The sequence below is a fragment of the Pseudomonas xantholysinigenes genome (assembly GCF_014268885.2).
GTDB lineage: Bacteria > Pseudomonadota > Gammaproteobacteria > Pseudomonadales > Pseudomonadaceae > Aquipseudomonas > Aquipseudomonas xantholysinigenes.
The window spans coordinates 1181434-1204334 of record NZ_CP077095.1 but is presented as its reverse complement, the minus strand read 5'-3'; the positions used below and the strand labels follow the sequence as shown (position 1 = coordinate 1204334).

Genomic DNA, 22901 nt, shown 5'->3' with positions numbered 1-22901 from the left:
AATATCTCACGATATATCTCACCACAAGGAGCCCTGCATCATGCGTGACCATGCCTCCCATGATTTTCACGAGCGCCGCCACGGCCGTGGTGAACGCGACCACGGTCGTGGCGAGCGCGGCCCACGGGTATTCGCCCCGGGTGACCTGAAACTGCTGATGCTGTCGATGCTCGCCGAGCAACCCGGCCACGGCTACGACCTGATCCGCCAGATCGAAAGCCTCTTCGACGGCAGCTACAGCCCCAGCCCTGGGGTGATCTACCCGACCCTCAGCTACCTCGAGGAAGCCGAGCAGATCACCGGCACCACCCAAGGCAGCAAGCGCCTCTACACCATCACCGACATCGGCCGCGCCGCGCTGGCCGACCAGGCGGTGGCGCTGGACGGCGTGCGCATGCGCCTCGAAGTCAGCAAGCGTGCCCTGCGCGGCCATGAGCGACCGCCACAAATCCATGAAGCCGTCGGCAACCTGCGCCACGCCCTGCAGATGCACAGCGGGCGCTGGACCGCCGATGAGATCGAGCGGGTCCGCACCCTGCTCAACGACACCGCCAAGGCCATCGCCTCCGGGCCGGCCGCACCTGTACCTGTTAAGGAAGACACCCCATGAGTGACAGCATCCACCGCGTCAACCACGAAATCCGCCAGCGCCGCCTCGATGTGCTGCGGGTCACCGACATCACCCCGCGCATGCGCCGCATTACCCTCGGTGGCGCGGAGCTGGCCGGTTTCACCAGCGTCGGCAGCGACGACCATGTCAAAGTGCTGTTCGCCTGTAACGCAGAAGAGCAAAAGGCAATCGATGCCCGTAACCTGGGCCGCGACGGCGGCGCCCGGCCAACCATGCGCGAGTACACGCCACGGCGCATCGACCTGAAAAACAACGAACTGGATATCGATTTCGTCCTGCACGGCGATGGCCCCGCCTCCACCTGGGCAGCCCAGGCCGCGCCGGGCCAGACCCTGGACATCGCCGGCCCGCGGGCCTCGATGGTGGTGCCGGATATCTTCGACAGCTACCTGCTGATCGGCGATGAAACGGCGATTCCGGCCATTGCCCGGCGCCTCGAGGAGCTGCCGGCGGGCCGCCAGGTACTGGCGGTGATCCAGATCGAGGACGAGCAGGAGCGCCAGGCGCTGGCAAGCAAGGCGCAGGTCGAGGTGATCTGGGTGCGCCGGCACAAGGAAGATGTGCTGGATCTGGTGCGCAACCTGGCGCTGCCCCAAGGCCGCCTGTATGGCTGGGTAGCGCTGGAAAAAGGCCTGACCCGCCAGGCCAAGGCATTGCTGCTGGAGAAAGGCATCCAGGAAGATGCGTTGAAAGCGGTCGCCTACTGGCGTGCCGACGGTACTCCAGAAGACGAGTGATTACGCCTGACGTCCAAACCTGTGGAAGCGCGTGCATGACACCGGCTACGCCGGTTCGCCGGCAAGCCCGCTCCCACAGGGATCGCGCCAGATTGAGAAATACAAGCCAGGCAGCTGCTTCCAAAATGACTGCGGCAGGCCCAGCCCTATACCTGTGGGAGCGGGTTTACCCGCGAAGCAAGCGACACGGTGCATGGCACGGGCTATGCCCGTGTTCGCCAGCGGTCCAAGCCCAGCAGTAGCAGCCCAATCCCCCAGAACCCTGCCAGTACCGCCAGCGCGTTCACCAGCACCTGCCCATAGCCCAGCCGTGCCACGTCAACGAACGGATAGGGATAGATCCCGATCTCATGCCCGCGCAACAGCACGAAGGCGAAATACAACGTCGGGTACAACGCCCATGCCGCCAGGTGCCACAGCCGCAATCGCCCCTTGGGCACCTCCAGCCACCAGTACAGGACGAACACCAGCGGCATCACGTCGTGCAGCAGTTCGTCCGCCAGCCATTGCCAGCCCTGGGGCTGCCACAGGTGACGCAACAGCAGGCTGTACGCCAGGGCCACCAAGACGATGCTGGCGGTGACACAACCACTGATCGCTGGAGATAGAAACCAGCGCCGCGCCGCCGATTCACGACCAAACGCGGCCTGGCTCAATACCGTCGCCACCAGGGTGTTGGTCAAGACCGTGAAAAAGCAGAACAGGTTGACCAGCCCGCCGATCAGGCTGGCCTGTTCCTGCCAGCGCGCCAGCAGCACCAGGTACAGCTGGATCGCCAACCCCGCCCAGCCAAGGAGCGCGGCCAGGGTTAGCCAGGGGCGGCGTGGCATCAGCCTTTGCGCTGCAGCTTCACGTACAACTGCTCGACCTTTTCCCTGGCCCAAGGGGTTTTGCGCAGAAAAGTCAGGCTCGACTTGATGGTCGGGTCGCTCTTGAAGCAACGGATATCGATGCGCTCGGCCAGGCCCTGCCACTGATAGTGCGCCACCAGCTCGGTGAGGATTTGCTCGAGGGTCTTGCCGTGCAGCGCGTTGTGTTGGGCCGTGCTCATGCCAATGCTCCAGGTTCGGGAAGGTGCGCACCTTACACGAGTGTAGTGGGGGAGTGGCATCGATGGCCTGTGTTGTAGCGGCCTGCAGGAGCGATACCCGCCCATGAAAGTACTGGCCAATGCCGAATCGCTTGTGCTGAAATAGAAATGTTATATTGTAACAGCACAAAATTACTGCCAAGGAACGCCACTTCCCCATGCGTCACATGCCGCTTCACCTCTCGCCCCTCGCCGTCGCGCTCTGGCTGGCCTCCTCTCCCAGCCAGGCCGTCGAACTACAACCCCAGGTAATCACCGCCAACCCTCTGGGCAACGCCCAGCTGGCCGCGCCCAGTACCGTGCTCGAAGGCGATGCCCTGCTGCAGCAACAGCAAGGCAGCCTCGGTGAAACCCTCAACAAGCAACCCGGCGTCGCCTCCACCTGGTTCGGCCCCGGCGCCAGCCGCCCAGTGATTCGCGGCCTGGACGGCGATCGCATTCGCATCCTGCGCAATGGCGTCGGTGCACTCGATGCTTCGTCGCTGTCCTATGATCATGCAGTGCCGCTGGACCCGGTCACCGTCGAGCGGGTCGAGATCGTCCGTGGCCCGGCCGCGCTGCTGTATGGCGGCAACGCCATTGGTGGCGTGGTCAATACCTTCGACAACCGCATCCCCGACTCGCCCATCGAGGGAATCCACGGTGCCGGTGAACTGCGCTACGGCGGCGCCGACACCACACGCAGCAGCGCCGGCAAGCTGGAAGCCGGCAACGGCGCCTTCGCCCTGCACCTGGACGCCAACAGCCGCCAATTCAACGACCTGCGCATCCCCGGCTATGCGCGCAGCTCGAAGGTGCGCGACGCCGACGAGCCCGGCGGCAAGCACCGCCTGGAAAACAGCGACGGCCGCCAGGACGGCGGTGCCATCGGCGGCGCCTACCACTGGGATCACGGCTATGCTGGCCTGTCCTACAGCCGCTACGACAGCAACTACGGTTCGGTGGCCGAACCCGGCGTGCGCCTGGACATGCAACAGGACCACTATGGCTTCGCCTCGGAATTGCGCGACCTCGATGGCCCGTTCAGCTCGGTCAAGATCGATGCCGGCTACACCGACTACCAGCACCGTGAAATCGAAAGCGGCGAGGTGCACACCACCTTCAAGAACAAAGGCTACGAAGCCCGTATCGAGGCGCGTCACCAGCCGCTGGGCCCAGTGGAGGGCGTGATCGGCGCCCAGGTCAGTCGCAACGAGTTTTCCGCCCTGGGTGAAGAAGCCTTCGTCCCGCACACCGACACCGACAGCCTGGCGCTGTTCCTGCTCGAGCAATGGCAGGCCACCGAGCGCCTGAACCTGAGCCTGGGCGCGCGCCTGGAGCACACCCGAGTCGACCCTGACGCCAAGGGCAACGCAACCTTCGCCGGCGCCGACAGCGCCAGCAGCTTCAACGCCTTCAGCCTGTCATCCGGCGCCGTGTACCAACTCGACCCAGTGTGGTCGCTGGCCGCCAACCTCGGCTACACCGAACGCGCCCCGACCTTCTACGAGCTGTACGCCAACGGCGCCCACGTGGCCACCGGTGCCTACGAGATCGGCGACCCGAACCTGAACAAGGAAAAGGCCATCTCCACCGACCTGGCCCTGCGCTTCGACAACGGCACGCACAAGGGCAGCGTCGGCGTGTTCTACAGCCACTTTCGCAACTACATCGGCCTGATCGGCACCGGCAACCTACGCGAGGGCCACGATCACGACCACGATGATCACGATCATGACCATGATCATGACCATGAGCACGGCGACATCCCCGAGTACGCCTACCAGGGCGTGCGGGCGCGCTTCTATGGCATCGAGGCGCAGGACCGCTGGCAGTTGCTGGAAAACCGCTACGGCAGCTTCGCCCTGGAACTGTCCGGCGACTACACCCGGGCCAAGAACCTCGACAGCGGCGAGCCGCTGCCGCGCATCGCCCCGCTACGCCTGAACAGTGGCCTGGTGTGGACGCTGGACCGTTGGCAGGCGCGGGTCGACGTGCAGCATGCCGCCTCGCAGCACCGCAAGCCGGCCAACGAGACCAGCACCGATGGCTACACCACCCTGGGGGCAAGCGTCGGCTACCGCTTCGACATCGGCCACAGCGAGTGGCTGGCGTTCGTGCGCGGCGAGAACCTCACCGACCAGACGGTGCGCTATGCCAGCTCGATCCTGCGCGATATCGCGCCGGCGCCGGGGCGCAGTGTGCAGGTCGGTTTGCGCACCTCGTTCTGACGTCATCGCGGGTCAAGCCCGCTCCCACAAGGGGCGCGCCGGCTTGAGAAATCCGAGCAAGACAGCTGTTCCCACAGCGTCCGTGCAAGGCTCAAGTCAGCCCCATACCTGTGGGAGCGGGTTTATCGGGGCGCCGAACCGCCGCGAAACAAGCAACGCGGGGTCTGGCACCGGCTACGCCGGTGTTCGCGGGCAAGCCCGCTCCCACAGTGGGCGTGCCAGATTGAAAGATCCAGGCAAGACAGTTGCTCCCACCATGGGAGCGGGCTTGCCCCACGATGGGGACGTTGACTGTTACCCCATCAGCAACAATCCCCTGCGACATTTTGTCTTTTTTTCTTACAACTTCCCCTATATCCTCCCCGCCGCAAGCTGAATCGCTTCACTTTCCACCCTTCGCAGCCGTCTTCCCTTGAAGACCCGCGCTTCATTGCGCTTGCCGTTTACTCAACAATCAAAAGATAGCGCTATCTCATGTTGCAACTGCCCAACACCCGTTACACCGGCCTCGCCCTCGCCACCCTGCTCGGCGGCCTTGCCCCCACCACCAGCGCCCACGAGATGTTCGCCAAGGACTCGCCGTGGATGTTCGGCGACTGGGGCGGCACCCGCAGTGAACTGCTGGAAAAAGGCTACGACTTCACCCTCGGCTACACCGGCGAGATGGGCAGCAACCTGCACGGTGGCTACAGCCACGACCGCGCCGCGCGCTACAGCGACCAGTTCACCTTCGGCGTAAACATGGACCTGCAGAAGATCCTCGGCTGGCACGACACCGAGTTCCAGCTCACCGTCACCGAGCGCCACGGCGACAACATCAGCAACGACCGCATCAACGACCCTCGGGTTGGCGGCTTCACCTCGGCCCAGGAAGTCTGGGGCCGTGGTGAGACGTGGCGGCTGACCCAGATGTGGATCAAGCAGAAATACTTCGACGGCGCGCTGGACGTGAAATTCGGCCGTTTCGGCGAAGGCGAGGACTTCAACAGCTTCCCCTGCGACTTCCAGAACCTGGCGTTCTGCGGCTCGCAGGTAGGCAACTGGGTCGGTGGCATCTGGTACAACTGGCCGGTCAGCCAATGGGCCCTGCGCGTGCGCTACAACCTCAACGACCAGCTCTATGCCCAGGTCGGCGTGTTCGAACAGAACCCCTCCAACCTGGAGAGCGGCAACGGCTTCAAGCTCAGCGGCAGCGGCACCCAGGGCGCGGTGATGCCGGTGGAACTGGTGTGGAGCCCACGGATCAATGACCTGAAAGGGGAATATCGCGCCGGCTACTACTACAGTAATGCCAAGGCACAAGATGTTCTCAAGGACAGCAACGGCCAGCCGGCCGCCATCAGTGGCGCCGCCTACCGCAGCAGCTCCAGCAAGCACGGCATGTGGCTCGGCGCCCAGCAGCAGGTGACTGCGCAGGCCTCCGACCAGTCGCGCGGCCTGAGCCTGTTCGCCAATGCCACGGTGCACGACAAGAAGACCAATGCCATCGACAACTATGTTCAGGCCGGTTTGGTTTACAAGGGGCCCTTCGACGCCCGCGCCAAGGACGACATCGGTTTCGCCCTGGCCCGCGTGCACGTCAACCCTGGCTATCGCAAGAACGCCCGCCTGCACAACCAGGTCGCCCAGCTGGACGACTACGACAATCCCGGCTACCTGCCGGTGCAAGACACCGAATACAGCGCCGAACTCTATTACGGCATCCACCTGGCCAACTGGCTCACCGTGCGCCCGAACCTGCAGTACATCCGCCACCCAGGCGGGGTGTCGCGGGTCGACGATGCGTTGATCGGCGGCTTGAAGATCCAGAGCAGTTTCTAACCCAACCCTTCCATACGACGGAGAACAGACGATGAGCACTGACGGTGCCAAGAATGGAACCCGCTGGCTACCGCGCCTGATGGGCGTGTTGCTGCTGCTGATGGGCCTGGCCCTGCTGGCCGGCGGCATCAAGCTGAGCCAGCTGGGTGGTTCGCTTTACTACCTGATCGCCGGTATCGGCTTCGCCCTGTCCGGCATCCTGCTGCTGGCCATGCGTCGCATCGCCCTGGGCCTGTACGGCCTGGTGCTGCTGGGCAGCACGGTCTGGGCGCTGCTGGAAGTCGGCCTGGACTGGTGGCAACTGGTGCCACGCCTGGCCATCTGGTTCGCCATCGGCGTGGTCCTGCTGCTGCCGTGGGCGCGTCGCCCGCTGGTAGGCCCGGCCGCGAAAATCAACACCGCGCTGCTCAGCGTCGCCGTGGTCGCCTCCGGCGCCAGCGCCGTGGGCAGCCAGTTCACTCACCCGGGCGAAGTGTTCGGCGAACTGGGCCGCGACAGCAGCGAGATGGCCAGCGCCGCGCCGTCGATGCCCGACGGCGAATGGCAGGCCTACGGCCGCACCGAGCATGGTGACCGCTACTCGCCGCTGCGCCAGATCACCCCACAGAACGCCTACCGCCTGGAAGAAGCCTGGCGCATCCGCACCGGTGACCTGCCGACCGAAAACGACCCGGTGGAGCTGACCAACCAGAACACCCCGCTGAAGGTCAACGGCATGCTCTACGCCTGCACCGCCCACAGCAAGGTGCTGGCCCTGGACCCGGACACCGGCGCCGAAATCTGGCGCTTCGACCCGCAGGTCAAGAGCCCGGTGGGCACCTTCAAGGGCTTCGCCCACATGACCTGCCGCGGTGTCTCGTACTATGACGAGAACAACTACGTCAGCCGTGATGGCAGTCCCGCGCCGAAGATCACCGACGCTGGCCAGGCCGTGGCCCAGGCGTGCCCACGCCGCCTCTACCTGCCCACCGCCGACGCCCGCCTGATCGCCATCAACGCCGACACCGGCAAGGTCTGCGAAGGCTTCGCCAACCAGGGCGTGATCGATCTGACCCGTGGCATCGGCCCGTTCACCGCCGGTGGCTACTATTCCACCTCGCCAGCGGCGATCACCCGTGACCTGGTGATCATCGGCGGCCATGTCACCGACAACGAGTCGACCAACGAGCCCTCGGGCGTGATCCGCGCCTACGACGTGCACGACGGCCACCTGGTGTGGAACTGGGACAGCAACAACCCGGACGACACCAAGCCCCTGGCCGACGGCAAGCAGTACAGCCGCAACTCGGCCAACATGTGGTCGATCGCCAGCGTCGACGAAGACCTCGGCATGATCTACCTGCCGCTGGGCAACCAGACCCCGGACCAGTGGGGCGCCGACCGCACCCCGGGCGCGGAGAAGTACAGCGCCGGCATCGTCGCCCTCGACCTGGCCACCGGCAAGGCGCGCTGGAACTACCAGTTCACCCACCACGACCTGTGGGACATGGACGTCGGCAGCCAGCCGACCCTGGTCCACCTGAAGACCGACGACGGCGTCAAGCCGGCGGTCATCGTGCCGACCAAGCAGGGCAGCCTGTACGTGCTCGATCGTCGCGACGGCACGCCGATCGTGCCGATCCGCGAGATTCCGGTCCCGCAGGGCGCGGTCAAAGGTGACCACACCGCGCCAACCCAGGCCCGCTCCGACCTCAACCTGCTCGGCCCAGAGCTGACCGAACAGGCCATGTGGGGCGCCACGCCGTTCGACCAGATGCTCTGCCGCATCCAGTTCCGCAGCCTGCGCTACGAAGGCCAGTACACCCCACCATCCGAGCAGGGCAGCCTGATCTACCCGGGTAACGTCGGCGTGTTCAACTGGGGCAGCGTATCGGTCGACCCGGTGCGCCAGCTGCTGTTCACTTCGCCGAACTACATGGCCTTCGTGTCGAAGATGATCCCTCGCGAGCAGGTCGCTGAAGGCAGCAAGCGCGAAAGCGAGACCAGCGGCGTGCAGCCGAACACCGGCGCGCCGTACGCAGTGACCATGCACCCGTTCATGTCGCCGATCGGCATCCCATGCCAGGCGCCAGCCTGGGGCTATGTGGCGGCCATCGACCTGTTCACCAACAAGGTCGTGTGGAAGCACAAGAACGGCACCACCCGTGACAGCACCCCGGTGCCGATCGGCATGCCGGTGGGCGTGCCGAGCATGGGCGGTTCGATGGTCACCGCCGGTGGCGTGGGCTTCCTCAGCGGCACCCTGGACCAGTACCTGCGCGCCTACGACACCAGCAACGGCAAGGAGCTGTGGAAAGGCCGCCTGCCCGCTGGTGGCCAGGCCACGCCGATGAGCTACACCGGCAAGGATGGCAAGCAGTACGTGCTGGTGACCGCCGGCGGCCATGGCTCGCTGGGCACCAAGATGGGCGACTACATCATCGCTTACAAATTGGCTGAGTAAGCCTCAAGCTGCAAGCTGCAAGCCTCAAGCTGCAAGAGAACGTCGAACCAGTCCGGTCGCGCTTTTCTCTTGCAGCTTGCAGCTTGAAGCTTGTGGCTCGAAGCTCAATGCTTGAAACCCATCCTCCCCCGCCCCATCTAAGCACCATAGCCATTCACGCAGGTGCCCCATGAGCGACCAGCAGGATTTCCCGGAACACCCCGACGACCACAGCGAAGTCGAACACCTCGATCCAGCGGCCGAACCCGGCCACCACCTCGCCCTGCCCGGCCAGCAACTGCCGGACAAGGTCTACGTGATCCCGATCCACAACCGCCCATTCTTCCCCGCGCAAGTGCTGCCGGTGATCGTCAACGAAGAACCCTGGGCCGAAACCCTCGACCTGGTCGCCAAGACCCCGCATCACTCCTTGGCCTTGTTCTTCATGGACACCCCGCCGGAAGACCACCGCCACTTCGACACCAATGCCCTGCCCGAGTACGGCACCCTGGTGAAGGTGCACCACGCCAGCCGCGAAGGCGGCAAGCTGCAGTTCGTCGCCCAGGGCCTGACCCGGGTGCGTATACGCACCTGGCTCAAGCACCATCGCCCGCCGTACCTGGTCGAGGTCGAGTACCCGCGCCAGCCCGCCGAGCCCACCGACGAGGTGAAGGCCTATGGCATGGCGCTGATCAATGCGATCAAGGAACTGCTACCGCTCAACCCCCTGTACAGCGAAGAGCTGAAGAACTATCTCAATCGCTTCAGCCCCAACGATCCATCGCCACTGACCGACTTCGCCGCCGCCCTGACCTCCGCCACCGGCAACCAGCTGCAGGAAGTGCTCGACTGTGTGCCCATGCTCAAGCGCATGGAAAAAGTCCTGCCGATGCTGCGCAAGGAAGTCGAGGTCGCACGCCTGCAGAATGAAATTTCCGCGGAAGTTAACCGACAGATCGGCGAACATCAGCGCGAGTTCTTCCTCAAGGAACAACTCAAGGTCATCCAGCAGGAACTCGGCCTGACCAAGGACGACCGCAGCGCCGACCTCGAGCAGTTCGAGCAGCGCCTGCAAGGCAAGACCCTGCCCGAGCAGGCGCAAAAACGCATCGACGAAGAGCTGGGCAAGCTGGCCATCCTCGAGACCGGCTCGCCGGAGTACGCCGTCACCCGCAACTACCTGGACTGGGCCACCGCCCTGCCCTGGGGCGTGTACGGCAAGGACAAGCTCGACCTCAAGCACGCGCGCAAGGTGCTCGACCGCCACCACGCCGGCCTCGACGACATCAAGGAACGCATCCTCGAATTCCTCGCCGTCGGCGCCTGGAAAGGCGAGATCAGCGGCTCGATCGTGCTGCTGGTGGGCCCGCCCGGAGTGGGCAAGACCAGCATCGGCAAATCCATCGCCGAGTCCCTCGGCCGGCCGTTCTACCGCTTCAGCGTCGGCGGCATGCGCGACGAGGCCGAGATCAAGGGCCACCGCCGCACCTACATCGGCGCCCAACCAGGCAAGCTGGTGCAGGCGCTGAAGGAGGTCGAGGTGATGAACCCGGTGATCATGCTCGACGAGATCGACAAGATGGGCCAGAGCTACCAGGGCGACCCCGCCTCGGCACTGCTGGAAACCCTCGACCCTGAGCAGAACGTCGACTTCCTCGACCACTACCTGGACCTGCGCCTGGACCTGTCCAAGGTGCTGTTCGTCTGCACCGCCAACACCCTCGACTCGATCCCAGGCCCCTTGCTCGACCGCATGGAAGTGATTCGCCTGTCCGGCTACATCACCGAAGAGAAGCTGGCCATCGCCAAGCGCCACCTGTGGCCCAAGCAGCTGGACAAGGCCGGCGTGGCCAAGACCAGCCTGAGCATCAACGACGCCGCCCTGCGCGCGGTGATCGAGGGTTACGCCCGCGAAGCCGGGGTGCGCCAGCTGGAGAAACAGCTGGGCAAGCTGGTGCGCAAGTCGGTGGTTAAGCTGCTGGAGGACCCCGACGCCAAGCTCAAGATCGCCGCCAAGGACCTCGAGCCCGCCCTGGGCATGCCGGTGTTCCGCAGCGAACAGGTGCTGGCCGGCAAGGGCGTGATCACCGGGCTGGCCTGGACCAGCATGGGTGGCGCAACCCTGCCGATCGAGGCCACGCACATCCACAGCCTGAACCGCGGCCTCAAGCTCACCGGGCAGTTGGGGGATGTGATGAAGGAATCGGCGGAGATCGCCTACAGCTACATCAGCTCGAACCTCAAGCAGTTCGGCGGCACGCCGGGTTACTTCAACGAGGCCTTCATTCACCTGCACGTACCCGAGGGCGCCACGCCCAAGGACGGCCCCAGCGCCGGGGTAACCATGGCCAGCGCCCTGCTGTCCCTGGCCCGTGACCAGGCGCCGAAGAAAGGCGTGGCCATGACCGGCGAGCTGACCCTGACCGGCCAGGTGCTGCCGATTGGCGGGGTGCGCGAGAAAGTGATCGCCGCGCGGCGGCAGAAGATCTTCGAGCTGATCCTGCCGGAGGCCAACCGTGGTGACTTCACCGAGCTGCCCGAGTACCTGAAGGACGGCTTGACCGTGCATTTCGCCAAGCGCTTTGCCGACGTGGCGAAAGTGCTGTTCTGACCGCCCAGCCGGGCCACTGTAGGAGCGGCCTTGTGTCGCGATAGGGCCGCACAGCGGCCCCGGCTATCTCAAAGTAGGCCAGAGACCCTGGGGGTGCTTCGCCCCCCTTTCGCGACGCAAGGCCGCTCCTACAGGGATCGTGCATGGCAATGAGACGCCAACACTGCCATCACAAACTTCCATCTGCATCGGTTATCCTCAGGCCACTTCAGCCTCAGGAGCCACCATGTCCGCCCCTCGTCTACTCGTTCCCCTGAGCCTTGCCCTGCTCGCCGCCTGCGCCCAGCAGCCGCAACGCACCGTCGAACTCGACGGCGAAAGCGAATGCCCCAAGCGCCTGGTCGTCGGCCAAAGCATGACCCTCACCCTGCCCAGCAACCCCACCACCGGCTACCGCTGGCTGGTGCAAAACCCCGCCTCGGAAATCCTGCGCAGCCTCGGCCCCGAGGTGTACAGCTCCCCGGAGCAAGCCGGCATCGTCGGCAGCGGCGGGCTGTCCACCTGGCGCTTCCAGGCCAAGGCCGCGGGCGAGGGCCACCTGATCCTGGTCTACCAGCAGCCCTGGGCCCCGGAAGTGCGCCCGGTGCAGACCTTCGATTGCGCCATCCAGGTGAAGTGAGTCGGCGGCGCCGGTCAGCGAGTCATGCAAGCAGGCCGCGGTTTGGCTAGAATGCCGCCCCTGTAGATTGCCAGCCGCCTGGACCCACCGTGAGCAAACAACCCGACCGCCTATTCGCCCAACCCCTGGAGCAGGTGCCCGACTTCGTCTTCAACGAAGATGTGGTGCAGGTCTTCCCGGACATGATCAAGCGCTCGGTGCCCGGTTACCCGACCATCGTCGAGAACCTTGGCGTGCTGGCCGCGCGCTTCGCCCAACCGCATTCGGCGCTGTACGACCTCGGCGCCTCGCTGGGCGCGGTGAGCCAGGCCCTGCGCCGCCACGTGCGCAGCGACGGCTGCCGGGTGATCGCGGTGGACAACTCCGCGGCCATGGTCGAGCGCTGCCGCCAGTACCTCACCGCCCAGGACTCGATGTTCCAGGAGTTGCTACCGGTGCAGGTGGTCGAAGCCGACATCCTCAGCCTGCCCTTCGAGCCGGCTTCGGTGGTGGCGATGAATTTCACCCTGCAGTTCATCGCCCCCGAACAACGTCTCGAACTGCTCGGGCGCATCCGCCAGGCCCTGTTGCCCGGTGGCGCGCTGATCCTCTCGGAAAAGCTGCGCTTCGCCGACGACCAGCAACAGCAACTGCTCAACGACCTGCACTTGGACTTCAAGCGCGCCAATGGCTACAGCGAACTGGAAATCGCCCAGAAACGCAGCGCCATCGAGCACGTGATGAAGCCCGACACCCTGGAAACCCACCAGCAGCGCCTGCGCGCCGCCGGGTTCTCCAAAGTGGTGCCCTGGTTCCAATGCCTCAACTTCGCCTCGCTGATAGCCCTGCCATGATCGATCTGTCTCCCCTCGTCCGCCGCCTGGCGGGCACGCCCCTTGCCACCTGGTCCCTGGGCCTGCAGGCGCAACTCGACGCCAAGCTGGAAAAGGGCCACGGTGACCTAGATCGCTGGCGCGGCGCCCTCGAGGCGCTACCACGCCTGACGCCCAGCGAGATCGACCTGGTCGATGGCCTGCGCCTGGACTGCGCCTGCGACGACGCCACCCGCGCGCAGGTACGCCAGGCGCTGATGGGCCTGTCGCCCTGGCGCAAGGGCCCGTTCGAGCTGTTCGGCGTGCATGTCGACACCGAATGGCGCTCGGACTGGAAATGGTCGCGGGTTGGCCCGCACCTGGACCTCAAGGGCAAGCGCGTGCTCGATGTCGGTTGCGGCAATGGCTACTACCAGTGGCGCATGCTCGGCGCCGGCGCCGACATGGTCATCGGTGTCGACCCCAACTGGCTGTTCTTCTGCCAGTTCCAGGCGGTACAGCAGTACCTGCCTGAGCTGCCGGCCTGGCACCTGCCGTTCGCCCTGGAAGAGCTGCCAGCCAACCTCGAAGGCTTCGACACGGTGTTCTCCATGGGCGTGTTCTACCACCGTCGCTCGCCCATCGAGCACCTGCTGGCGCTCAAGGACTGCTTGGTCAAGGGCGGCGAGCTGGTGCTGGAGACCCTGGTGATCGAAGGTGACGAAAACCAGGTGCTGGTGCCCGAAGACCGCTACGCGCAGATGCGCAATGTGTGGTTCCTGCCCTCGGTGCCGGCGCTGGAACGCTGGTTGCGCCGCGCCGGCTTCAGCGATGTGCGCTGCGTCGATGTCAGCGTCACCAGCGTCGAGGAACAACGCAGCACCGAGTGGATGCGCTACCAGTCCCTCGGCGATTTCCTCGACCCCGCCGACCACGCCAAGACCATCGAAGGCCTGCCGGCACCGCGCCGCGCCACGCTGCTGGCGCGCAAATAAAAAAGGCGCCCGCAGGGGCGCCCGAAGCCACCTGCGCCGTGGAGCTGTCGCGGCGCAGGGGTGTGACTCAATCCTTGGCCACCTCGCGGGCCTTCTCTTCGGCCTTGCGCTCGCGCTCGGCCAGCGCTTGCTGCTTGTCGCCATGCAGGCGTGCCTGATCGTCGCGGAACGCTTGCCAGAACTGCTTGGAGCGCTCGGCGCCACCCTCGGCGAAAACGCTGGTGCTGCCCAGGGCGAGGATCGCCAGCAGCAGGTATTTGCTCAGGTTCATCGTGCTTGCCTCGTGATAACCGTATCGACAGGGCCAGCATGACAAGGCGCAGCTAACGACAAGGTGAGCCAGACATTACAGTGCTGCAAGGTCAGCCTGGCTGGCGAACGCGGCGGCCCTGTCATTCAGATGACCCGTACATTACAAATCGGCAATCCCCACCGTTTGCCCATTCGCATCCAGTAACATTCTCGCCGCTTGACCCTGATGTCACTACAGGGTCGAGAATCGCCCCCTTTCATCGAACCGAGCCCGAGCATGCGCCTACTGATCATCGAGGACGAACCCCGCACCGCCGACTACCTGCAGCAAGGCCTGCGCGAGAACGGCTACGTGGTCGATTGCGCCCATACCGGCACCGACGGCCTGCACCTGGCCCGCCAGCAGCCCTACGACCTGGTGATCCTCGACGTCAACCTGCCCGAGCTGGACGGCTGGAGCGTACTGCAACGCCTGCGCGCCGAGTCCTCCACGCGGATCATGATGCTCACCGCCCACGGTCGCCTGGCCGATCGGGTCAAGGGCCTGGACCTGGGCGCCGACGACTACCTGCTCAAGCCCTTCGAGTTCCCCGAGCTGCTGGCGCGCATCCGCAGCCTGCTGCGGCGCAACGACCAACGCCTGCAACCCAACACGCTGAAAGTCGCTGACCTCGAGCTCGACCCCGGCCGCCATCGGGCCTGGCGCGGCGGCCAGCGCATCGACCTGACCGCCAAGGAATTCGCCCTGCTGCACCTGCTGATGCGCCAGAGCGGCGAGGTGCTGTCGCGCACACAGATCATCTCGCTGGTGTGGGACATGAACTTCGACTGCGACACCAATGTGGTGGAGGTGTCGATCCGCCGCCTGCGGGCGAAGATCGACGACCCGTTCGAGGACAAGCTGATCCACACCTTGCGCGGTGTCGGCTATGTGCTCGAGGCCCGCGTGTGAAACGCGCGAGCCTGTCGCTGCGCCTGGGCCTGACCGTCACCCTGCTGGGCGCCGCGCTGGTGCTGCTGCTCGCCACCCTGGCGGTATTCGCCCTCGACCACGAACTGGACAGCCGCGCACGCAAGGACCTGGCGCGCAAGATGCAGCAGGTCGAGCACAACCTGCGGGTCGACCTGCGCAGCGACGACCTGAGCGCCCGCGCCCACCCGCTGCTCGACCTGGTCATGGGCCATGACAACCTCAGCCTCAGCGTGCTGGCGGTCAACGGCCGCCATCCAGCCCTGCTTAGCCTTGGTCCGGCGTTGCCGTCGCAACACTTGCTGAGCCTGGAAGCCGACAACCGGCTGACCTTTCACGCCTGGCGCGACGGCGAGGACAACCAGATCCTCACCGCCAGCCGTCTGATGCGCCTGCGCGACGACACCCCGGTCAAGGTCCTGATGTCGCTCAATCGCAGCGACGACAACAGCCTGTTGCAGGCCTACCTGCACTCGACCTTGCTGGCCCTGCCGCTGTTGCTGCTGCTGATCGGCATCGCCGCCTGGAAGCTGGTGCAACGCGGCCTGCGACCACTGCGGCACTTTCGCCGGATCGCCGGGCAAGTCTCGGCCCAGGACCTGGCACACCGCCTGCCCGACAGTGGCCTGCCAGTGGAGCTGGCCGAGCTGGCCCGGGCCATCAATGTGATGCTCGACCGCCTCGATCAGGGCGTGCGCCAGCTGTCGCAGTTTTCCGACGACCTGGCCCATGAGCTGCGTACGCCGATCGGCAACCTGATGGGCAAGGCCCAGGTTACCCTGGCCCGCGAACGCGATGGCGACAAATACCGCGAAGCACTGGAAGACAGCGTCGAGGAGCTGACTCGGCTCAACCGCATCATCAACGACATGCTGTTCCTCGCCCAGGTCAGCCAGCCACAGACCCAGGTGGCGCTGGTGCCGGTGACGCTGGCCGACGAAGTGGCGCGGGTCAGCGAACTGTTCGCGTTCAGCGCCGAGCTCAAGGGGATTTCCTTGCACTTGCAGGGCTGGGGCACGGCGCTGGCGGACCGCTTGATGTTCCAGCGCGCGCTGTCGAACCTGTTGAGCAATGCAATCCGCCATGGGCCGCAGGGCAAGCCGGTGGCCGTGGGTATCGAGCGCCAGGGCAACGAAATCGCCGTGTGGGTAGAAAACCAAGGCGCGGGGATTGGCCAGGCGCACCTGCCACACCTGTTCGAGCGCTTTTACCGGGCAGGCGCCGGACGTTCACGGCTGGAGGGCGGGACCGGGCTGGGGCTGGCGATCGTCAAGTCGATCATGCAACTGCATGGAGGGCGAGTCGAAGTATCCAGCCAGACCGAAGGGCCGACCCGCTTCACCCTGGTGTTCCAGGCCGAATGATGCGCGGGCAACACCGGCCTCTTCGCCTCCCACAGGGAACTCACCAGTCTCAAGGCCTGTGTGCTACCTGTGGGAGCGGGTTTACCCGCGAAGAGTCCGGCACTGCCCATCGATGATCAGCGCGAAGCGGCGACGATCAGCGCCTTCATCTCGGCCACCGCCGCCTTGAAGCCGACGAACAACGCATGGGCCACCAGCGCGTGGCCGATGTTCAGTTCGTTGATGCCCTTGATCGCGGCGACGGCCTCGACGTTGTGGTAGTGCAGGCCATGGCCGGCATTGACGATCAGCCCCTGGCCAACACCGAACGCCACGCCATCGACGATGCGCTGGAGCTCCTCGGCCACCTCGGCCGGCGTCTGAGCATCGGCATAACGCCCGGTGTGCAGCTCGATGGCCGGGGCGCCGACGCGGTGCGAGGCCTCGATCTGCCGCTCGTCGGCATCGATGAACAGCGACACTTCGGCACCGGTGCGCGACAGGCGCTCGACCGCCGCCTTGATCCGCGCTTCCTGGCCGGCCACATCGAGGCCGCCTTCGGTGGTCAGCTCCTGACGGGTTTCCGGCACCAGGCAGATATGCGCCGGACGAATCCTCTCGGCGAAGACCATCATCTCTTCGGTGACACCCATTTCGAAGTTCATGCGGGTCTGCAGCACATCCTTGAGCAGCAGCACGTCGCGCTCCTGGATGTGCCGGCGGTCTTCGCGCAGGTGCACGGTAATGCCGTCGGCACCCGCTTCCTCGGCGTCCAGCGCGGCCTTGACCGGGTCCGGATAGCGGGTGCCCCGGGCCTGGCGCAGGGTCGCCACGTGGTCGATGTTGACGCCGAGAAGCATGCGGTTGCTGTGAGTCACGAAGGGGCACTCCTGAAGATTGAGGGCCACAGCATACGTCGTGCTCAGCGCTTGCGAAACAGTTCCCGACTGACCAGTGGCTTGGGCCCCAGATGCACGGCCAAGGCCTGGCGCATCAGGCGCTTGGCCGCGAGCAAGGCGCCAGGGGCGTCCCAGTCGGCCTGGGCCAGGGCCAGCAGCTCGGCGCCTTGGAACAAGCCTGGCTGAAACAGCTCGACCCGCTCCAGGCCAGCGTCCACCTGCAGCCGGTAAAGGCCATCGACGACCACCGGGGCATCATTGACGTCATGATCCAGGGCGAAGGCATAGCCCAGCTCGTCCAGCAGGCGCCATTCGAAGGAGCGCAGCAGCGGCTCCAATGGACGCCCCGCGGCCAGGGCCTGGAGGGTCAAGGTGTAGTGCTCGAACAGCGCCGGATGCGGCGCCTCGGCGGGCAGCAGGCGCATCAACAGCTCGTTGAGGTAAAGCCCGCTGAACAGTGCGTCGCCATGCAGCCAGACGGCAATGCCGGAGCTGTCCAGGCGGCCGACGTTCTTCAGCTCGCCGCGCCCGCGCAGCTCCACCTCAAGCGGCACGAATGGCCTGACCAGGCTACCGCCCTTGCCCCGCGCCCGACGCAACACCGCCCGTACCCGCCCTTGGGGCGTGAGAAAGTCCACCAGCGCGCTGGTTTCCTTGTAGGCACGGCTGTGCAGGACGTAGGCGGGTTGAGGGGTGGGTTGGTCCATGATGAGTCACTCTATGCCAGAAACACCTGTGGGAGCGGGCTTGCCCGCGAAAGCGTCGGTGAATCCACCATCGCATTCGCGGGCAAGCCCGCTCCCACAGGGAACGCCGGTTGTATCAAGAACTGTTACAGGTCGCCGTAACCCAGCGAACGCAGCGCGCGCTCGTCGTCGGACCAGCCACCCTTGACCTTCACCCACAGGTTGAGCATGACCTTGGAGTCGAACAGCACTTCCATGTCCTTGCGCGCCTCGGAACCGATGCGCTTGATACGCTCGCCCTTGTCGCCAATGATGATCTTCTTCTGCCCGTCACGCTCGACCAGGATCAGCGCGTGGATGTGCAGCACGTGACCCTGCTGCTTGAATTCCTCGATTTCCACGGTGATCTGGTACGGCAGCTCGGCGCCGAGCTGGCGCATGATCTTCTCGCGCACCAGTTCGGCGGCGAGGAAGCGGCTGCTGCGGTCGGTGATCTGGTCTTCGGGGAAGAAGTGCTCGTTTTCCGGCAGGTGCTTGGCGATCTGCGCTTCCAAGGCTTCGAGGTTATGCCCCTGCTGCGCGGAAATCGGCATCACTTCGGCATTCGGCAGTTGTTCCTGCAGCCATTGCAGGTGCGGGATCAGCTCGGCCTTCTCTTCCATGCGGTCGGTCTTGTTGACCGCAATGATCAGCGGGCCGGTCACGTACTGCACACGCTCGAGCACCAGTTGATCCTCGTCGGTCCACTTGGTGCGGTCGACCACGAAGATCACCACGTCGACGTCCTTCAGGGCCGCCGAGGCATTGCGGTTCATGTAGCGGTTCAGGGCCTTGTCGTTGGCCTTGTGCATGCCGGGGGTGTCGACGTAGATCGCCTGCACGTCACCCTCGGTCTTGATGCCAAGCATGTTGTGGCGGGTGGTCTGCGGCTTGCGCGAGGTAATCGCCAGCTTCTGCCCGAGGATGTGGTTGAGCAGCGTGGACTTGCCCACGTTGGGGCGACCGACGATGGCGACATAGCCGCAGCGGGTCGAAGTGTTCTCAGTCATTGCCATTCTCCACGCCCAGGGCGATCAATGCGGCGGCGGCGGCGACCTGCTCGGCGATACGCCGGCTGACGCCCTGGCCACGGCTTTTCTTGTTCAGCAGGACCACTTCGCATTCGACGAAGAAAGTCCGGCAGTGCGGTTCGCCCTGGATATCCACCACTTCATAGCGCGGCAGCTCACAGGCACGCGACTGCAGGAACTCCTGCAGGCGGGTCTTGGGGTCTTTGTTGGTATCGACCAGCGTCAAGCCGTCGAATTCGTCGGTCAGCCAGGCGAGGATGCGCTCGCGGGCGGTCTGCATGTCGGCGTCCTGGTAAATCGCGCCGATCAGCGCCTCGAGGGCGTCGGCGAGGATCGACTCGCGACGGAAACCGCCGCTCTTGAGTTCGCCCGAGCCCAGGCGCAGGTATTCGCCCAAATCGAAGCCGCGGGCCAGCCGGGCCAGGGTCTCGCCCTTGACCAGGCGGGCGCGCAGGCGCGACAACTGGCCCTCGCGGGCCTGCGGGAAGCGCTCGAACAGCGCTTCGCCGACCACGAAATTGAGGATGGCATCGCCGAGGAATTCCAGGCGCTCGTTATTGCGCCCGGCATAGCTGCGATGGGTCAGGGCCAGCAGCATCTGGTCCTGGTTCTTGAAGGTGTAGCCGAGCTTGCGCTCCAGGCGATCGAGGGAAGCACTCATGGAGCCACCCCGGCAATGTTCAACGCGTTGTTCAAATCAACATCCTGAAAGACGGTTTGACTGTGGTCCTGCGCCGGCAACGGCGAAAGCCCTCGCTCCCTGAGAACACAGCCTATGTCATAAATGCAAGCGGCGCCGTCCGTGGACAGCGCCGTCGTTACTCAATTGATCAGCCCGACCCGCGACAGGTTCGGGAAGTGGCTGAGTTTCGGCTCTGGCCAGCTCATCCAGACCGCGAACGCCTTGCCGACGATGTTCCGGTCCGGAACCATGCCGTGCAGTTCCTTGGGAATGTTCGGATCGTCCCAGAAACGGCTGTCGTTGGAGTTGTCGCGGTTGTCACCCATCATGAAGTAGTGACCAGCCGGCACGGTCCATTGCTGGTCCGGCGGCATGCGGTAGCGGGTCATTTCCTTGCGGATCAGGTGCTCGGCCTCGCCGAGTTTCTCCTTGTACAACTCGGCGCTGCCCAGCGTGCCCGGCTCGCTGCCGACCAACTGCTCGGCGATCGCCTGGCCATTGACGTACAGGCGCTTGTCGCTGGTGTAGCGGATCACGTCGCCCGGCAGGCCGACCACACGCTTGATGTAGTTGACGTTCGGGTCGCTGGGGTAGCGGAACACCATCACATCGCCGCGCTGCGGGTCACCGACCTCGATGACCTTCTTGTCGATCACCGGCAGGCGAATGCCGTAGGAGAACTTGTTCACCAGGATGAAATCGCCCACTTCCAGCGTCGGTTTCATCGAACCCGAGGGGATCTGGAACGGCTCTACCAGGAACGAGCGCAACACCAGCACGATGAACAGCACCGGGAAGAACGACTTGCCGTATTCAACCAGCAACGGCTCCTTGTTCAGGCGTTCGACCACGGCCAGTTCGGGCTGGCTGACGCTGCCCTGGTAGTTGGCGATCGCCGCGCGCCGGCGCGGGGCCAGGAACAGCAGGTCGAGCAGACCCAACAGACCGCAGACGGCAACGGCGATGACGAGCAACAGCGGGAAATTTAGCGACATAGGACCTAGCTATCCAACCTGAGCACGGCGAGGAAGGCTTCCTGTGGAATTTCCACGTTGCCCACCTGTTTCATGCGTTTCTTACCGGCCTTCTGCTTCTCCAGCAGTTTCTTCTTACGGCTGACGTCACCACCGTAGCACTTGGCCAGTACGTTCTTTCTGAGCGCCTTGACGGTCGTCCGCGCGATGATCTGGCCGCCAATGGCTGCCTGGATCGCCACGTCGAACATCTGCCGAGGGATCAGTTCCTTCATCTTCTCGGTCAACGCACGGCCTTTGTAGGCCGCGTTGTCGCGGTGCACGATCAAGGCCAGGGCATCGACCTTGTCGCCGTTGATCAACACGTCCAGCTTGACCAGGTTGGCCGACTGGTAGCGGTCGAAATGATAGTCCAGCGACGCGTAGCCGCGGCTGGTCGACTTGAGGCGGTCGAAGAAGTCCAGCACCACCTCGTTCATCGGCATGTCGTAGCGCACCTGCACCTGGCTGCCGAGGAACTGCATGTCGCGCTGCACGCCACGCTTCTCGATGCACAGGGTGATGACGTTGCCCAGGTGCTCCTGCGGCACCAGGATGGTCGCGGTGACGATCGGCTCGCGGAAGTCGGCGACCGCCGAGACGTCCGGCAGCTTCGACGGGTTGTCAACGACGATGGTTTCGCCGGTCTTGAGCTCGAGCTCGTAGATCACGCTAGGTGCGGTGGTGATCAGGTCCAGGTCGTATTCGCGCTCCAGGCGCTCCTGGATGATCTCCATGTGCAGCATGCCGAGGAAGCCGCAGCGGAAGCCGAAGCCCAGGGCATCGGAGCTTTCCGGCATGTATTGCAGCGACGAATCGTTCAGGGTCAGCTTCTGCAGGGCGTCGCGGAAGTCCTCGAAGTCGTCGGAACTGACCGGGAACAGGCCGGCGTAGACCTGCGGCTGGATCTTCTTGAAGCCCGGCAGCACTTCGACTTCAGGCGTGTTGGACAGGGTCAGGGTGTCGCCCACCGGCGCGCCATGGATGTCCTTGATGCTGGCGATGATGAAGCCTACTTCACCGGCTTTCAGATCAGCGGTCTGGGTGTGTTTCGGGGTGAACACACCGACGCTGTCGACCAAGTGCACCTTGCCGGTGGACTTGACCAGGATCTTGTCGCCTTTCTTGACGCGGCCATGGCGCACACGCACCAGCGAGACCACGCCCAGGTAGTTGTCGAACCAGGAATCGATGATCAGCGCCTGCAGCGGCGCGTCGATATCGCCCTCTGGCGCGGGAATGGTCTGCACCAGGCGCTCGAGCACCTCGTCCACGCCCATGCCGCTCTTGGCGCTACAGGCCACGGCGTCGGTGGCGTCGATGCCGATGATCTTCTCGATCTCGTCCTTGACGCGGTCGGGGTCGGCCTGGGGCAGGTCCATCTTGTTGAGGACCGGCATGACTTCCAGGCCCTGCTCGATGGCGGTATAGCAGTTGGCCACGGACTGGGCCTCGACGCCTTGGCCGGCGTCGACCACCAGCAGCGCGCCTTCACAGGCCGCCAGCGAGCGCGAGACTTCGTAGGTGAAGTCGACGTGGCCGGGGGTGTCGATGAAATTCAGCTGGTAGACCTTGCCGTCCTGCGCCTTGTAGTTGAGCGTGACGCTGTGGGCCTTGATGGTGATGCCGCGTTCGCGCTCCAGGTCCATGGAGTCGAGGACCTGGGCCTCCATTTCGCGCGCCGACAGGCCACCGCACATCTGGATGAAACGGTCGGCCAGCGTCGACTTGCCATGGTCGATGTGGGCGATGATGGAGAAATTGCGGATATGACTCAAATCACTCACGGGTCAACACTCGAAAAGGCTGCGAGCCGGACGCCCGCCGAAAAATAGCCGGGAATTGTACCTCAAGCCGGAGGGATATGGGAGATTCCTCTATCGGCGGCACTTACGCACTGCAGGAGCGGCCTTGTGCCGCGATCGGGCGCGCAGCGGTCGAAATTTTCTGCGTACGCTGCACCTTGCGAGCAGTAGCGACGTTCTGCGGCCGCTGCGCGCCCGGTCGCGACACAAGGCCGCTCCTACAAAGAATTGTGAAATCTCATGAAAAAAGGCAG

The 22901-nt window shown here is 64.7% G+C and carries 20 protein-coding genes; 11 read left to right on the top strand and 9 right to left on the bottom strand.

Features of this window, described 5'->3' with window-relative positions; translation table 11 throughout:
• Positions 1 to 40: 40 nt before the first annotated feature.
• Complete coding sequence (locus HU772_RS05535) at positions 41 to 610, top strand: PadR family transcriptional regulator (RefSeq protein WP_186659117.1); 570 nt, start codon at positions 41 to 43, stop codon at positions 608 to 610.
• Positions 607 to 1368, top strand: coding sequence for a siderophore-interacting protein (locus tag HU772_RS05530; protein ID WP_186659120.1), 762 nt, complete (start codon positions 607 to 609; stop codon positions 1366 to 1368). The genes HU772_RS05535 and HU772_RS05530 overlap by 4 nt, the downstream gene beginning before the upstream one ends.
• A 203-nt stretch (positions 1369 to 1571) precedes the next feature.
• Here HU772_RS05530 and HU772_RS05525 read toward each other — a convergent pair whose 3' ends face one another.
• Positions 1572 to 2198: a Pr6Pr family membrane protein gene (locus tag HU772_RS05525; protein ID WP_186659122.1), complete on the bottom strand. Its 627-nt coding sequence runs from the start codon at positions 2196 to 2198 to the stop codon at positions 1572 to 1574.
• Entirely contained in the window at positions 2198 to 2419 is a 222-nt protein-coding gene (locus tag HU772_RS05520) for a VF530 family protein (RefSeq protein WP_011532490.1), read from the bottom strand. The genes HU772_RS05525 and HU772_RS05520 overlap by 1 nt, the downstream gene beginning before the upstream one ends.
• 197 nt (positions 2420 to 2616) lie before the next feature.
• On the opposite strand from HU772_RS05520, the gene HU772_RS05515 reads away from it, so the two are divergent.
• From HU772_RS05515 to cmoB, 7 genes are all read left to right on the top strand, one after another.
• Positions 2617 to 4668: a TonB-dependent receptor gene (locus HU772_RS05515; protein WP_186659125.1), complete on the top strand. Its 2052-nt coding sequence runs from the start codon at positions 2617 to 2619 to the stop codon at positions 4666 to 4668.
• 474 nt (positions 4669 to 5142) lie between these two features.
• Positions 5143 to 6489, top strand: coding sequence for a carbohydrate porin (locus HU772_RS05510; protein ID WP_186659127.1), 1347 nt, complete (start codon positions 5143 to 5145; stop codon positions 6487 to 6489).
• Between the two features lie 31 nt (positions 6490 to 6520).
• Positions 6521 to 8932, top strand: a complete 2412-nt coding sequence (locus tag HU772_RS05505; RefSeq protein WP_186659130.1) for a glucose/quinate/shikimate family membrane-bound PQQ-dependent dehydrogenase — start codon at positions 6521 to 6523, stop codon at positions 8930 to 8932.
• Positions 8933 to 9101: 169 nt separating this feature from the next.
• Entirely contained in the window at positions 9102 to 11522 is a 2421-nt protein-coding gene (gene lon / locus HU772_RS05500) for an endopeptidase La (protein WP_186659133.1), read from the top strand.
• Between the two features lie 226 nt (positions 11523 to 11748).
• On the top strand, positions 11749 to 12141 hold the full coding sequence (locus HU772_RS05495; protein ID WP_186659135.1) for a protease inhibitor I42 family protein: 393 nt from the start codon (positions 11749 to 11751) through the stop codon (positions 12139 to 12141).
• An 89-nt stretch (positions 12142 to 12230) separates the two neighbouring features.
• Positions 12231 to 12974, top strand: coding sequence for a carboxy-S-adenosyl-L-methionine synthase CmoA (gene cmoA, locus HU772_RS05490; RefSeq protein ID WP_186659138.1), 744 nt, complete (start codon positions 12231 to 12233; stop codon positions 12972 to 12974).
• A complete protein-coding gene (cmoB, locus tag HU772_RS05485; protein ID WP_186659140.1) occupies positions 12971 to 13927 on the top strand; it encodes a tRNA 5-methoxyuridine(34)/uridine 5-oxyacetic acid(34) synthase CmoB in 957 nt (318 codons plus the stop codon). The genes cmoA and cmoB overlap by 4 nt, the downstream gene beginning before the upstream one ends.
• Positions 13928 to 13994: 67 nt before the next feature.
• On the opposite strand, the gene HU772_RS05480 is transcribed toward cmoB, so the two are convergent.
• Positions 13995 to 14198 (bottom strand): hypothetical protein, encoded by a 204-nt coding sequence (locus HU772_RS05480; protein ID WP_186659143.1) that lies wholly within the window; start codon positions 14196 to 14198, stop codon positions 13995 to 13997.
• A gap of 258 nt (positions 14199 to 14456) precedes the next feature.
• On the opposite strand from HU772_RS05480, the gene HU772_RS05475 reads away from it, so the two are divergent.
• Positions 14457 to 15131, top strand: a complete 675-nt coding sequence (locus HU772_RS05475) for a heavy metal response regulator transcription factor (protein ID WP_186659146.1) — start codon at positions 14457 to 14459, stop codon at positions 15129 to 15131.
• Positions 15128 to 16513, top strand: coding sequence for a heavy metal sensor histidine kinase (locus HU772_RS05470; RefSeq protein ID WP_186659149.1), 1386 nt, complete (start codon positions 15128 to 15130; stop codon positions 16511 to 16513). Before HU772_RS05475 ends, HU772_RS05470 begins: the two co-directional genes overlap by 4 nt.
• Positions 16514 to 16629: 116 nt before the next feature.
• Here HU772_RS05470 and pdxJ read toward each other — a convergent pair whose 3' ends face one another.
• The 6 genes from pdxJ to lepA form a co-directional block, all read right to left on the bottom strand.
• A complete protein-coding gene (gene pdxJ / locus HU772_RS05465) occupies positions 16630 to 17352 on the bottom strand; it encodes a pyridoxine 5'-phosphate synthase (RefSeq protein WP_189664981.1) in 723 nt (240 codons plus the stop codon).
• A 62-nt stretch (positions 17353 to 17414) separates the two neighbouring features.
• On the bottom strand, positions 17415 to 18098 hold the full coding sequence (gene recO / locus HU772_RS05460) for a DNA repair protein RecO (RefSeq protein WP_186659154.1): 684 nt from the start codon (positions 18096 to 18098) through the stop codon (positions 17415 to 17417).
• Positions 18099 to 18223: 125 nt separating this feature from the next.
• Positions 18224 to 19126: a GTPase Era gene (gene era, locus HU772_RS05455; RefSeq protein WP_028690122.1), complete on the bottom strand. Its 903-nt coding sequence runs from the start codon at positions 19124 to 19126 to the stop codon at positions 18224 to 18226.
• Complete coding sequence (gene rnc, locus HU772_RS05450) at positions 19119 to 19808, bottom strand: ribonuclease III (protein WP_186659157.1); 690 nt, start codon at positions 19806 to 19808, stop codon at positions 19119 to 19121. Before rnc ends, era begins: the two co-directional genes overlap by 8 nt.
• 161 nt (positions 19809 to 19969) lie before the next feature.
• Positions 19970 to 20824, bottom strand: coding sequence for a signal peptidase I (gene lepB, locus HU772_RS05445; protein ID WP_186659160.1), 855 nt, complete (start codon positions 20822 to 20824; stop codon positions 19970 to 19972).
• 5 nt (positions 20825 to 20829) lie between these two features.
• The gene (gene lepA / locus HU772_RS05440; protein ID WP_186659162.1) at positions 20830 to 22629 is read right to left on the bottom strand and encodes a translation elongation factor 4; all 1800 of its coding nucleotides are present in this window, start codon (positions 22627 to 22629) and stop codon (positions 20830 to 20832) included.
• Positions 22630 to 22901 lie beyond the last annotated feature (272 nt).